This window comes from Rossellomorea sp. LJF3 (assembly GCF_037046045.1).
In the GTDB taxonomy this organism is placed as follows: Bacteria; Bacillota; Bacilli; order Bacillales; family Bacillaceae_B; genus Rossellomorea.
The window spans coordinates 1-13,226 of the sequence record NZ_JBANLY010000031.1 but is presented as its reverse complement, the minus strand read 5'-3'; the positions used below and the strand labels follow the sequence as shown (position 1 = coordinate 13,226).

15 protein-coding genes, 2 tRNA genes and 1 rRNA gene are annotated in these 13,226 nt (G+C 43.8%); 3 read left to right on the top strand and 15 right to left on the bottom strand.

The window, feature by feature from the left end; translation table 11 throughout:
- Positions 1-67 precede the first annotated feature (67 nt).
- The 5 genes from V8G47_RS19395 to groES all read right to left on the bottom strand — a co-directional run bounded on the left by V8G47_RS19395 (position 68) and on the right by groES (position 4,572).
- Positions 68-1,255: an alanyl-tRNA editing protein gene (locus tag V8G47_RS19395; RefSeq protein WP_336201498.1), complete on the bottom strand. Its 1,188-nt coding sequence runs from the start codon at positions 1,253-1,255 to the stop codon at positions 68-70.
- A 64-nt stretch (positions 1,256-1,319) separates the two neighbouring features.
- Positions 1,320-1,472 carry a hypothetical protein gene (locus tag V8G47_RS19390; protein WP_159361058.1) on the bottom strand — a complete coding sequence of 51 codons (153 nt, stop codon included), beginning with the start codon at positions 1,470-1,472 and terminating at the stop codon, positions 1,320-1,322.
- Positions 1,473-1,951: 479 nt separating this feature from the next.
- Positions 1,952-2,215 (bottom strand): hypothetical protein, encoded by a 264-nt coding sequence (locus tag V8G47_RS19385; protein WP_159361057.1) that lies wholly within the window; start codon positions 2,213-2,215, stop codon positions 1,952-1,954.
- 379 nt (positions 2,216-2,594) lie between these two features.
- Positions 2,595-4,229, bottom strand: coding sequence for a chaperonin GroEL (gene groL, locus V8G47_RS19380; protein WP_034766062.1), 1,635 nt, complete (start codon positions 4,227-4,229; stop codon positions 2,595-2,597).
- Positions 4,230-4,284: 55 nt separating this feature from the next.
- Positions 4,285-4,572 (bottom strand): co-chaperone GroES, encoded by a 288-nt coding sequence (gene groES, locus V8G47_RS19375; protein WP_034766060.1) that lies wholly within the window; start codon positions 4,570-4,572, stop codon positions 4,285-4,287.
- Positions 4,573-4,861: 289 nt separating this feature from the next.
- Here groES and V8G47_RS19370 point away from each other — a divergent pair, with 289 nt between their 5' ends.
- Together V8G47_RS19370 and V8G47_RS19365 are read left to right on the top strand one after the other, a co-directional pair.
- Positions 4,862-5,605: a CPBP family intramembrane glutamic endopeptidase gene (locus V8G47_RS19370; RefSeq protein WP_336201497.1), complete on the top strand. Its 744-nt coding sequence runs from the start codon at positions 4,862-4,864 to the stop codon at positions 5,603-5,605.
- Positions 5,602-5,811 (top strand): YdiK family protein, encoded by a 210-nt coding sequence (locus tag V8G47_RS19365; protein ID WP_336201496.1) that lies wholly within the window; start codon positions 5,602-5,604, stop codon positions 5,809-5,811. The genes V8G47_RS19370 and V8G47_RS19365 overlap by 4 nt, the downstream gene beginning before the upstream one ends.
- A gap of 15 nt (positions 5,812-5,826) precedes the next feature.
- On the opposite strand, the gene tatC is transcribed toward V8G47_RS19365, so the two are convergent.
- Genes tatC through V8G47_RS19350 form a run of 3 tightly spaced genes read right to left on the bottom strand, consistent with a single transcriptional unit; the run spans position 5,827 to position 7,512 of the window.
- On the bottom strand, positions 5,827-6,594 hold the full coding sequence (gene tatC / locus V8G47_RS19360) for a twin-arginine translocase subunit TatC (protein WP_336201495.1): 768 nt from the start codon (positions 6,592-6,594) through the stop codon (positions 5,827-5,829).
- 15 nt (positions 6,595-6,609) lie between these two features.
- Positions 6,610-6,780: a twin-arginine translocase TatA/TatE family subunit gene (locus V8G47_RS19355; RefSeq protein ID WP_034766054.1), complete on the bottom strand. Its 171-nt coding sequence runs from the start codon at positions 6,778-6,780 to the stop codon at positions 6,610-6,612.
- A 54-nt stretch (positions 6,781-6,834) separates the two neighbouring features.
- Positions 6,835-7,512: a redox-sensing transcriptional repressor Rex gene (locus V8G47_RS19350; protein WP_034766052.1), complete on the bottom strand. Its 678-nt coding sequence runs from the start codon at positions 7,510-7,512 to the stop codon at positions 6,835-6,837.
- A 191-nt stretch (positions 7,513-7,703) separates the two neighbouring features.
- Between V8G47_RS19350 and V8G47_RS19345 the strand changes: the two genes are divergently transcribed.
- A complete protein-coding gene (locus tag V8G47_RS19345) occupies positions 7,704-9,644 on the top strand; it encodes an ABC-F family ATP-binding cassette domain-containing protein (RefSeq protein WP_336201494.1) in 1,941 nt (646 codons plus the stop codon).
- Positions 9,645-9,994: 350 nt separating this feature from the next.
- Here V8G47_RS19345 and tsaD read toward each other — a convergent pair whose 3' ends face one another.
- The 7 genes from tsaD to rrf form a co-directional block, all read right to left on the bottom strand.
- Positions 9,995-11,011 (bottom strand): tRNA (adenosine(37)-N6)-threonylcarbamoyltransferase complex transferase subunit TsaD, encoded by a 1,017-nt coding sequence (gene tsaD / locus V8G47_RS19340; RefSeq protein ID WP_336201493.1) that lies wholly within the window; start codon positions 11,009-11,011, stop codon positions 9,995-9,997.
- Positions 11,008-11,445: a ribosomal protein S18-alanine N-acetyltransferase gene (gene rimI, locus V8G47_RS19335; RefSeq protein ID WP_224521602.1), complete on the bottom strand. Its 438-nt coding sequence runs from the start codon at positions 11,443-11,445 to the stop codon at positions 11,008-11,010. The genes tsaD and rimI overlap by 4 nt, the downstream gene beginning before the upstream one ends.
- Before the next feature lie 21 nt (positions 11,446-11,466).
- Positions 11,467-12,165, bottom strand: coding sequence for a tRNA (adenosine(37)-N6)-threonylcarbamoyltransferase complex dimerization subunit type 1 TsaB (gene tsaB, locus V8G47_RS19330; protein ID WP_336201492.1), 699 nt, complete (start codon positions 12,163-12,165; stop codon positions 11,467-11,469).
- Positions 12,162-12,617 (bottom strand): tRNA (adenosine(37)-N6)-threonylcarbamoyltransferase complex ATPase subunit type 1 TsaE, encoded by a 456-nt coding sequence (gene tsaE / locus V8G47_RS19325; protein ID WP_336201491.1) that lies wholly within the window; start codon positions 12,615-12,617, stop codon positions 12,162-12,164. The genes tsaB and tsaE overlap by 4 nt, the downstream gene beginning before the upstream one ends.
- A 167-nt stretch (positions 12,618-12,784) precedes the next feature.
- Positions 12,785-12,861: transfer RNA gene (locus tag V8G47_RS19320), tRNA-Asp, on the bottom strand.
- Positions 12,862-12,952: 91 nt separating this feature from the next.
- Positions 12,953-13,026: transfer RNA gene (locus V8G47_RS19315), tRNA-Met, on the bottom strand.
- A gap of 89 nt (positions 13,027-13,115) precedes the next feature.
- Positions 13,116-13,226 (bottom strand): 5S ribosomal RNA (rrf, locus tag V8G47_RS19310); the annotation flags it as partial.

Sequence of the window (13,226 nt, the reverse complement as noted above, 5' to 3'; positions counted from 1 at the left end):
ATCCAAAAATCTCCCCTTATTTAATTGTTAACACCACCCGGTCATACCGAGTGGCTTTTACACTTTATTATAGTTGACTTACCAGAAATTCAAGCAATTCTTCCTTACTCATAACAGCCTCTCCCCCACCTTGAACAAGCGACTCTTTCCCGCCGCCTTTCCCATTGATGAGTGGGAATACTTTTTGTGCGACTTCTCTTAAGTTAATAGTTGGGAGCGATCCCTTAGCCGCTACGAGCTGAAGCTTTTGATCATTATGCACGACCAGCGTCACAATCGCATCTTCTCTCTTGGAGCTGATGTGCTGTGCAATCTTCTGAAGTTCCTGGATTGGTCTGTCATTGTAAGCTCTTTGGATAAGCATATAGCCTTCTTTTTGGACTCCAGGTAACCCTTCAGCTTCATACGTCAACAGCACCTCTTTCAATCCTTCCAGTGCCTTCTCCTGCTCTTTCTGTTTGGCGATCAGCTGGCGGGCCGTCGGTACCATAGTCTCTTCCGGTACTTGAAGGACACTTGTGAGCTCTTTCAGGATTCCGTGCTTACGGTGTAATTGATAAAGGACCCGCTCCCCGCACACAAACTGCAATCGGATATGGCCTTTGTGCTTTTCCCAATCAAGGATCTTGATGGCCCCTACTTCACTTGTGGACCTTGGATGGGTTCCCCCGCACCCGTTATAATCGAAGTCCGGGATGATGACGAGACGGATCTCGCCTGTGACGGATGGTTGCTTTCGTAGCGGATAGTCTGACAGGTCCGCTTCCTTCACCCACTTCGTCTGGATCGGACGCGCTTCCCTTATGATTCTGTTGGCTAGTTCTTCTGCTTTCGAAGCATCTGAGTTGCTGATGTCACTGACGTTTAAGTCGATGGTGAGGACTTCTTTTCCGAGATGAAAGCTAATCGTCTCGTATTGCAGTGCTTCTGCAAATGCGGCAGAAAGGATATGCTGACCGGCGTGCTGCTGCATGTGATCGAATCGGCGTTCCCAATCGATCTGCCCTTCGAAAACTCCTGAAATATGCTCAAACGGTTCTTCTATGTAATGACGGATTTCTCCATTCACCTCTTCAACGTTGATAATCCGCTTATCCTTTAACGTTCCCATATCATGAGGCTGGCCGCCGCCTGTTGGATAGAAAGCCGTCTCTTCTAATACAACGTACCAGCCCGACTCATTCTGCTGCTGCTCCTGAATGGATGTGTGAAAGCTTTTCATATAGGCATCTTGGTAGTATTGTTTGACTGTCATCGGTAACCCTCTTTCTGAACTGTTCTATCCATACTTTATCATAAGAGGGATGGGTGGAACCACGTCAGTCCCTTGGCTTCTTCTCGATCGATATCGGTACTGTCCCAACTTGTTCCCACGGAATCTCCCATCGTCTTTCAAATTCTTCTTTTGCCCGTTCGTCCCCTTCAATGACCCGTTCTACCAGCGTCCTGAGATCCATCGTTGTATAGTCCATGTTATCACCTGCTTTATTTTAGTTAGAAAGTAGACGTCATTTGAAGCATTCGTAAATCATTACAATACGGATGTCGTGTTATCATACTTTTTACCTATATGGTGAGTTTGTAAACTCTTTAACTCTCTTAGGACGTAAAAAAAGTAGTCACTCCATATGGAATGACCACTTTTATCTGGATAGCTCCAGGGATGGGGGATGATGATTACATCATGCCGCCTCTATGGTGAAAGTGTGTAAAATCTTTACCTTGATGAAAGCAGAGTGCAGGATAAAAAGTTTATTATAAATGTTGTCTTAAATATCTTTAACTTCTTTTTACCCTATTTTACTGGAGTTGCGTTAGCAAAAAGGTAGTAATTTCAAATATAGTCACCCATTGCAGACGTCCGTACAGTATACATGTGCGTATGGTATGTGGCAACTGTTAGAGAGGTTTAGTAAATTGAAGAAATTAGTAAAGAGGTGGAATAAGCAGCTTATAGCGTAATGGTTTTATGCGGCTTGCTGAAGTGAGTAGTTCCCCCACCCCCTACTGTCACCGTGCCTTTTTTAGGAAAAAGGACCAGCCTGCTTGAGCCGTCAGATAATAAAAGTTCCACTTCAGCACGGTCAGCCAATGCAACATAGATGACATAGCCTTCAGGGGAAAGCGTCGTCTTCCAGTTATCATCAAACTCTGCTCGTTCCACACGATTTGAAAAGGTCTGATTGGTTAGACTTTTGATTTTGGGTTTTTTCATTTACTTACCTCCCTTCTTATACTTGAAAGATTTATATATTGTATTCATAATCGCAAAATCCGTATGGACAATCATCTACGGTTCAATTTTTGAGGGGTCCTTGTCCAGAACTCACGACTACCTCCTCTACACTTTTATTCACCTTTCCTCATGTTTAAGAAGGCATTCATTACCATCTTCACTAAAGACTCTTTTATTATTCCTTTTAATTTTGGATATTTACCTTTGTGGTGTCCTTGAATATCCGGTCTTCAATAAATTCTTGATATGCGAACTTTAACAACACAAAAAAGACTACCTCCTTTAACTAGGAAGTAGTCTTCTTCTTACTAACTATTTCTACATCGAACTGCTTCACAAAAGTGAAACGGTCGGCAGATTACATCATGCCGCCCATTCCACCCATGCCGCCCATACCGGACATATCCGGCATGCCGCCGCCTTCTTCAGGAATGTCCGCTACTACTGCTTCAGTAGTCAGGAACATTGCTGCAACAGACGCTGCGTTTTGAAGCGCAGAACGAGTTACTTTGGTTGGATCTACGATACCTTTTTCGATCATGTTGACCCACTCACCAGTAGCTGCGTTGAATCCGACACCTACTTCTTCCTTCTTCAGACGTTCTACGATGATAGAACCTTCGAGTCCGGCGTTGTGAGCGATTTGACGGATCGGCTCTTCTAGAGCACGCAGCACGATGTTGATACCAGTTGCTACATCTGCATCCGCTTCGATTGATGCTACTTTATTGTATACGTTCACGAGTGCCGTACCACCACCGGATACGATACCTTCTTCTACTGCTGCACGAGTAGAGTTCAGGGCGTCTTCGATGCGTAGTTTACGCTCTTTAAGCTCAGTTTCAGTTGCAGCTCCGACTTTCACGACTGCTACTCCACCTGCAAGCTTAGCAAGACGCTCTTGTAATTTTTCCTTGTCGAATTCAGAAGTGGATTCTTCTAATTGAGCACGGATTTGATTTACGCGAGCTGCGATTTTTTCCGGATCTCCAGAACCTTCTACGACAGTCGTGTTTTCTTTCGTTACGACTACTTTCGCAGCGCGGCCTAGTTGAGTGATGTTGGCAGATTTAAGGTCCAGGCCTAGATCTTCTGTGATCACTTCTCCACCAGTAAGAACCGCTAAGTCTTCAAGCATTGCTTTACGACGGTCACCGAAGCCAGGAGCTTTAACAGCAACCGCGTTGAATGTACCGCGAAGTTTATTCACAACAAGCGTTGCAAGAGCTTCACCTTCAACATCTTCAGCTACCATTAATAGTGGCTTACCTTGTTGTACAACTTGCTCAAGGACAGGAAGTACTTCCTGGATGTTACCGATTTTCTTGTCAGTGATCAGGATGTATGGATTTTCTAAGACAGCTTCCATTTTGTCAGAATCAGTTACCATGTATGGAGATGCATATCCACGGTCGAACTGCATTCCTTCTACAACGTCAAGTTCAGTAGTGAACCCTTTAGATTCTTCAATAGTGATAACGCCGTCGTTTCCAACGCGCTCCATTGCTTCTGCGATCAGTTGACCGACTTCTTCGTCAGCAGCTGAGATTGCCGCAACCTGAGCGATGGAATCTTTGCCTTCGATTGGCTTGGAGATCACTTTTAATTCTTCGATAGCCGCTTGAACCGCTTTTTCGATCCCTTTGCGAACGCCTACAGGGTTTGCACCAGCTGTTACGTTTTTAAGACCTTCGCGGATCATTGCTTGAGCAAGGACCGTTGCAGTCGTTGTACCGTCACCGGCGATTTCGTTTGTTTTGCTTGCTACTTCAGCAACCAGTTTTGCACCCATGTTTTCGAATGCATCTTCCAGTTCGATTTCTTTCGCAATGGTTACACCGTCATTTGTGATAAGTGGTGAACCGAATTTCTTCTCAAGTACCACGTTACGTCCTTTTGGTCCAAGAGTTACTTTTACTGCATTTGCTAATTGATCGACACCGCGAAGCATGGAACGGCGTGCTTCTTCGCTGAATTTAATATCTTTAGCCATTGATAAAGTCCTCCTCTTATTTAAATAATGTATGGTTTACTTTAAGGAAATTTAATTATTCGCCAACTACAGCCAGAATATCGCTATCACGAAGGATCAGGTATTCTGTGCCTTGGTATTTCACTTCTGTACCAGCGTATTTAGAGAAAATGATCCGATCGCCGACAGCTACCTCAAGAGCAACGCGCTCACCGTTGTCAAGAATGCGACCAGTACCTACAGCCATCACTTTACCTTCTTGTGGCTTTTCCTTTGCGGAATCCGGTAGCACAATACCGCTTGCTGTTTTTTCTTCTGACTCAACTAGCTCGATAACGACGCGATCACCTAGTGGTTTTAACAAGTGAAACAACCTCCTTGAATTATGTAAATGTTTTTTATTAGCACTCGCTCACTGTGAGTGCTAACACAACTATTATATTAATTAATTCGTTTTCATTTTGCAAGAGTCCTGCCTGAAATTTTTTTCGTCATATTTCTCTTTTTTTCACACCCTCCTATCCTATGCCCTTCTTCCCCCATATATTCCAGGGTGAAAGAAACCCTTAGATTTGAACAGTTCCGCTTTTCTTAGTAGAATTGTACAGGAGTAACATCGCCGTTATCTTACAGGTGCTAAAGGAGATCAAACGTTGAAAAAACATTTCGGATTTATTTTAATAGCCTATATCGTTATGCAGCTTTCAAGCATTGTCGGGGTACCCCTGTTATATAAAATTGGTGTTGACGTCCTAGGGAATCCCGATGAGACGGTAAGGGGCCTTGTCCCTGGATACTGGCTCGTCATCAGCTTTACATTGACCCTGCTCGTTGTCTGGGGCATCCTAAGGAAGAGTGAGACAAGTACAGGACTTGAGCGCAGTGCTCCCATGGGTACGGGGCGGTCCATCATTTGGGCGGTACTCGGAATTTTCATGGCGTTCCTTGCTCAATCGATTGCGATTCAAGTGGAGTATGCCCTGGGTATCCAAATGGGTTCTGAAAATACCCAGATGATCATCGGCATCATTGAAAAGGTTCCATTATCCATGATGGTCGCGGCCATCATCGGCCCAATATTGGAAGAGATCGTATTCAGGAAGATCATTTTCGGTGTTCTGTATGAGAAGATGCATTTCTTCTTTGCCGCTCTCATCAGTTCGGTCATCTTCGCTCTTGCCCATTTCGAGCCTGAGCATGTGATCCTGTATTCAGCAATGGGATTCACCTTCGCCTTTCTTTATGTAAAAACGAAGAGGATCCTTGTGCCAATATTTGCTCACGTGGCCATGAATACAACGGTCGTACTAATGCAATCTATCTATAAGGACGAAATCGATAAAATGATGAATGAAGCTGAAAAAATACAAGGATTTATTGGAGGATTATTTCTATGAGGAGATCACCATTGTTCTCGGGAGTGATCTATCTCCTTCTCGGTGTGCTCTTCACATACTTTGCTGTACAAAACGTACAGAATGATGAAGGTTGGGGATTTTTCACGTATATGCTCATCTTTCTTGCAACCCTGGACTTCGGTTCCGGGTTAAGGATGATCATGCTGCATTTCAAGATCAAAAAACAAATAAAGGACAAAAAATAAGGATTGATCATTTGATCAATCCTTATTTTTGTCCTCGAACTGTTCCATTTCAAGCTTCTGCTCCGCTTCCAATACCTTTTTGTATCCGATCTTGGAGATCCAGATGCTGATTTCATATAGTATGAACAGCGGTACCGTCACCATTAGATGGGACACAATGTCGGGAGGCGTGATAAGGGCCGCGATGACCAATAAGATAAAGTAGGCAGCTTTCCTCATCTTCCCCATCATCATCGGTGTGATGATACCTAACCGTGTAAGAAAAAGCATGGCTACGGGTAACTGAAAGAGAAAACCGAAAGGAATCGTGATCTGGAATAAGAAATGAAAATATTCGTTTATTCCTATCACTTGTTCTATATTTAGATTCGTTGATAAACCCATCATGAATTTCACGATATATGGAAACAAAATAAAATAAGAAAATGACAATCCACCTAAGAAAAGGATGAGGGAAACTGGAATGTAACTAAGCGTCACTTTTCTTTCTCTTTCGTATAAACCCGGACTGACAAAAGACCAGACTTGAAAAAGAATGATAGGGGATGTCATGATCAAAGCAATGAACATGATCATTTCCATATAGATCTTGAGAGGATCTGTGATACGAAAGGCGTTCATGGTTAATTCTTTCGCTTCATCGGCATGCTGTAAGTACCTGATCAAAGGTTCTGCAAGAAAGAAGCTTACAACAACTGCTAACAAGAAGAAAACGACTACAAACATGAGTCGTTTTTGCAATTCTCCTATATGTTCATAAACTGTCATGTCTCTTTGACTCATGGCGTTCATCCTACCCTACTTAGCACTATTATTTTTTTCGTCTTCATCATCTGCTAAGCCTTTTGTTGCATTTTTAAATTCACGCAATGTATTTCCTGCCGCTTTTCCTAATTCCGGAAGTTTCTTAGGACCAAAAATAAGTAAAGCAACGACTGCTATTAATACGAGGCTACCTGGACCTGGCATAATGAGACACCTCCTCTTTTACCATTCTATCATAACGTAAATATGAAGAATTTTCTATTCTGTTATGATTCCATCTTGTGACATTTCCGTGTCATCCTCTGAATAATGTTTCAAGAAGTAAACGAGTGACTGAAGTTCCACCGCCAAGTCGATATGATGGACGCGGATATGGTCGGGCACCGTCAATCTCGCAGGGGTGAAATTCAGTATCCCCTTTATATTCGAAGAAACCAATCGGTCTGTGATATTCTGAGCAGAAGATGCCGGCACCGTCAGAATCGCTACTTCAATATCATGCCCCACAAGCTTCTCTTCTAAATCATCTAAATGAAAAACGGGTACATCACTGATTTGAGTCCCGACCTTCTTTTCATCCACCTCAAAAGCCATTTCGATCTTCGTATTATTATTCTTGATGAAGTTATAATGAAGAAACGCTGTACCAAGATTCCCCACCCCGATCAGCACAACCTTCGTAAGGGCATCCTGATCCAGGGTCTTACGGAAGAAGGATAACAGATAATTGACATTATAGCCGTATCCCTTTTTACCCAATGCACCAAAATAAGAAAAGTCCCTGCGGATCGTAGCAGAATCAACTTTCACCGCTTCACTTAATTCCTTCGATGAAACCCTCTGCTTACCTGATGAGTACAGATTCTTGATAAATCGATAATATAACGGAAGGCGCTTGGCCGTTGCCTGTGGAATTTTCGTTGTATCCTGGTTCATATTGTATTCCCCCACATCTATTCAAAACCTCTGATACCGCTTCCAAAATTGAAAGCATCCAGAATTTATTAAACTCTCCTACCCATCATACACTATATTTTATCCTAAGTGTACGAAGATTAATAGGTGTTTTATTGCCGTTCCCCTCTCAAATACGGTACACTAGCACTATGAAATAGAGGTGAAACGTCATGATTCTTTTACAAGTGAATCAATTAACAAAAAACTTCGGTGCAGATAATATCCTATCAAATATTAAACTTGAAATACAGACCAGAGATCGCGTTGCCCTTGTTGGCCGTAATGGTGCGGGGAAGTCGACTCTTCTAAAAATAATAGCAGGCCACCTTTCCTACGACTCCGGGGAGATCACAAAGCCAAAAGGCGTCTCCATCGGGTATCTTGCCCAAAATACGGGTCTCGAATCGGATCTATCCATCTGGTCTGAGATGCTGACCGTCTTTGAGGAATTGAAACAGCAGGAAAAAAAATTGCGATTATTGGAGCAGCAAATGGCCGATCCCTCGGTATATGAACAAGAGGAGGTCTATCAACGGGTATTGAAGGAATACGATCAATTACAGGTTCTCTTCAAGGACTCCGGCGGCTATCAGTATGAAGCCGATATCCGTTCCGTCCTTCACGGATTGAACTTTGCCGATTTTGATTACGAAACCAAGATTTCAACATTGAGCGGTGGGCAGAAAACCCGTCTCGCCCTTGGTAAGCTTCTTCTGACCAAGCCTGACATCCTTATCCTTGATGAGCCGACCAATCACTTGGATATCGAAACTTTATCATGGCTTGAAACGTATCTTCAGAGCTATGAAGGAGCCGTCCTGATCGTTTCCCATGATCGCTACTTTTTAGACAGCGTCGTCAATCAAGTGTATGAAATTTCCCGAAACAGGAGTAAGAAATACCTCGGGAACTACAGCAGGTATCTTGAACAAAAAGCAGAAGACTATGAGAAAGACCGCAAAATGTTCGAGCGTCAACAGCAGGAAGTCGCAAAGCTCGAAGACTTCATCCAACGGAATATCGCAAGGGCGTCTACCACAAAAATGGCACAAAGCCGACGAAAGAAACTGGAGCGGATGGAGCGGATGGAGCGCCCACTCGGCGATGAGAAATCTGCCAGCTTCGCATTTCAAATCGACCGGCCAAGCGGGAATGACGTCCTGCACGTCCAGGACCTTACCATAGGCTACGGGAAAAACGAGACGATTTCCTCCCATATCGATTTCTCTGTCAAAAAAGGAGACAGTATCGCCCTGGTCGGACCGAACGGAATCGGGAAGTCCACTCTTTTAAAAACATTTGTGAATAAACTTCAGCCTCTCGACGGCACATTTAAATTCGGATCTAATGTGACCATCAGTTACTATGACCAGGAACAAGCCGAACTATCATCGAACAAGACGGTCTTAAATGAACTGTGGGACGAATATCCGATGAAGATGGAGAAAGAAATCCGGACGGTCCTCGGCAACTTCCTCTTTTCAGGGGAAGATGTCCTAAAGCCCGTTTCTACACTTAGCGGTGGAGAAAAAGCACGGTTAGCCCTCTCCAAGCTGATGATGGAAAAAGGGAACGTCCTGATACTGGATGAGCCGACAAACCATCTTGATCTGGATAGCAAAGAAGTGTTGGAGAATGCCCTGATTGATTATCCCGGAACCATCCTCTTTGTATCACACGACCGGTATTTCATCAACCGAATTGCCACAAAGGTCGTTGAACTATCCAAGAAAGGCTCGACGGAGTATCTTGGCGATTACGATTATTATGTAGAAAAATTACAGCAGCAGGAAGAACTGGCGGCACTTGAACGCATGGAACAGGGTGAACAATTACAGCAGCCGACTCAAAAACGATCTCACAAGATTGATAAAGAAGCGAAAAAACTCGAACGTCAACGAAAGCGCAGAGTCGAAGAAATCGAAGGCCTCATGGAAGTACTTGAAACAAACATACAAGAAAAAGAAGATCTCCTCTGCGATCCTGACATCTTTCAAGATCACGAGAAAGTCCAGGATATTAATGAATCACTCACAAAAGCGAAAGAAGAGCTTGATTCTTTATTGGAAGAATGGACAGAACTGGAAGAACTCCTTCAAGAAGAGCAGTAATCCACAGGATTGGGGATAACGATCACTCCCCAGTCCTTTTTTATTCCACATTATTATCCACAATCAAAACACTTATAAAACGTTATTCACAGGAGTTTTCCACACTATCCACAAAAACAACCTGAGTTATCCACAACACTTACCATTATTTAGGTTATGAATTACGTATGTTTTTCACAATGTATACACACTAAACGAGTAGTTATTAACATTTTGTCCACAACCTGTTGATAAAACGTATGTTCGTTCCTTTAATATCTCTTTCCGCCTGATCCATTCTGAGCATTACTCACAGGATATCAACAAACAGTAAAAAAAGCTTGAACGATGTTTCGTTCAAGCTTTCCCATTTAGAAATTCTCGATATCAAGTCCTGGATGAGCGTTCATATCCATGCTTCCTCTTTTTCCTTGTTGGAATAATACTGTTCCTGCGGCTGCAATCATAGCAGCATTATCTGTACAAAGGGATAGGGGAGGGATGACCAATTCAGTTTCCATTCCCTCAAATGCTTCTTGAAGGGAAGCACGCAAGCCTTTATTGGCCGCAACTCCGCCAGCAAGCAATACTTGCTCCACTCCATACTCCCTTACAGCCTTAACCGTTTTCGTTACTAACACATCAATGACACTTGCTTGAAAGCTCGCGGCCAAATCCTGTGGAGGAATGGTCATTCCCTTTTGTTTGGCATTGTGAAGCGTGTTGATAACCGCTGACTTCAAACCACTGAAGCTGAAATCATAAGATCCTTCTTCCAGCCATGCCCGTGGCAGCTCAAGACTTGCTTCCCCAACATGTGCCAGCCTGTCAATATGAGGACCACCTGGATATGGAAGGCCCAATGTCCTCGCTACCTTGTCGTACGCTTCTCCTGCAGCATCATCGCGTGTTTCTCCGATGACCTCAAAGGAAGCGTGATCTTTCATGAGTACAAGCTCCGTATGTCCTCCGGAAACAACCAGGGAAAGGAGAGGGAACCTCATCTCTTTCACTAAGCGATTGGCATAGATATGCCCTGCAATGTGATGGACTCCCACCAACGGTTTACCGTGGGCAAAAGCGAGAGCCTTGGCCGCGTTGACACCAATTAGTAGTGCCCCTACCAAACCAGGTCCTTCCGTGACAGCGACACAATCTATATCCTCCATCGTCATCCCGGCTTGTTCAAGGGCTTCCTCCAGTACATACGTAACCTGCTCCACATGATGACGCGATGCAATCTCAGGGACCACTCCACCGAATCGCTTATGACTTTCAATTTGAGACGAAACAATATTCGTCACAATCTCTGTTCCATTACGTATAATCGCCACAGCTGTCTCATCACAGCTTGTTTCAATTCCCAATACTGCTATATCTTTTCTCATAAATTCACCCACATCACTAAAGCATCCTCTTGATTGTCCGAGTAGTACCTCTTACGAATCCCGCCGTCTTTGAAACCGAGCTTACGATATAAGTGCTGCGCAGGCATGTTCGAAACCCTGACTTCGAGTGTCATTACGCGAGCTCCAAATTCAACCGCTATATCCATGATCTTGCGCATAAGACCTTCCCCCAAACCACGTCCCCGGTAATCAGGGAGCACGGCTACATTTGTGATATGGGCCTCATCCACGACCAGCCACACGCCGCAGTAACCTGCAAGCTTCTCTCCATCTTCTGCAACGAGGTAGGTGGACAGGTGGTTATGCTCAATTTCATTCAAGAAAGCGTCCCGGCTCCAGGGAATGCTAAAAGATTGATTTTCAATTTCCATTACCTCGTTTAAATCATCAACTGTCATAAATCGTATATCCATATTGTAACGATCCTTTATCATCTATTCAGATTTATTTTGGGCCTCCAGCCATTTCACTTCTGCTTCCGCCATCCGTATATAGTTGGGAAGCACTTCATGTGCCGTCATCTCTTTTAAACCCAGTCCAATATAAGCCAGTTCAGAAGGGCGGGGATTATGACTGACAAATGGTGCAATTCTCGCTTGATCTCCAAGTACTTCCTTAATCATGCCCTTATGGATGGAGACATCATTCCCGACAAATAACAACTCTTTATCTAACTCTTTTAACTTTGTCGCCCATTCGTCGAGCATGATGTTGCGATCCTCTTCCATACAAACTAATCGATCTCCCTGAAACTCATACAGTCCTGTATATACCTGTCCTCTTCTGGCATCAAACAGCGGAACGATATAACCTGGAAAATATCGTCCGGATGAAGCCAAAGTAGCAAGGCTCGATACAGGGACAAGAGGGATATTCAATGACCATGCCAGGGTCTTGGCCAATGTGACCCCGATTCGTACGCCCGTATAGGAACCGGGACCATTCGCAACAACAATCTTCGTTAATTCCTTAGCTTCTACCCCACAGTCTTTTAACAACTGTTCGACAGCGGGCATGGCTCTCACAGAGTGATTCTTTTTCATATACGTGATGTATTCCCCAATCACCTTATCCTCTTCAATCAGGGCAACGCCAAAGGGATAATTAGAGGTATCTATCGATAATATCGTCATGACACAATCTCCTTACACAATTCACTATATCGATTTCCATACGGCTTCAACACAATCCTTCTCTTGGAGTCGCCTTCCCGGTAAATCGACAAGCTTAATAATTCTTTCGGAAGCTGATCCTTTATTAAGTGAGCCCACTCAATGACGGTCACACCTTCTCCTTCAAAGTATTCATCGAATCCCAAATCTTCAAAGGAATCGTCCAGCCTGTATACATCCATATGATAAAGAGGCAGACGCCCCTTATATTCTTTAATAATGGTAAAAGTGGGACTGTTCACGGTTTTAGTGACACCAAGACCCTTGGCAAGCCCTTTCGTAAACGTTGTCTTCCCTGCCCCAAGATCACCTTCCAGCGTCAACACAGCCCCAGGCTTTAAAAGCCCTGCCAGCTCTTCTGCAAATTGGCCTGTTTCCTCCGGACTGTTCGTCATAATCTCAAACTGATTCATGTTAATCTCCTCAATCATCATTTAGAGTATAAAAAAACCTTAGGATCGTTTTTTACCCTAAGGGAGAATGTATATATGTAGTTTACCCTTTTTAGTATATGAGAGTAAAGGTTCTGAAAAAAGACAATAAAAAAAACGAAACAATGTTTCGTTTGAATGAACAAAAATGGCGGTCCGGACGGGACTCGAACCCGCGACCTCCTGCGTGACAGGCAGGCATTCTAACCAACTGAACTACCGGACCAAAGTTTTTTGACGAATGTCAAAATAACTATCCATGCGTGACTCATCGCGAATTATCAATAGCCTAATTCATAAATAAATCAAAAATGGTATTGCGGGGACAGGATTTGAACCTGCGACCTTCGGGTTATGAGCCCGACGAGCTACCGAACTGCTCCACCCCGCGACGATAAAAATGGTACATACTATCACTATCTTCTATATTACTATATGTACCTTCACAAATAAAGTGATTGTACAAAAAAGAATTGTTTCGCCTGGCGACGTCCTACTCTCACAGGGGGAGATCCCCCAACTACCATCGGCGCTGAAGAGCTTAACTTCCGTGTTCGGCATGGGAACGGGTGTGACCTCTTCGCCATTATC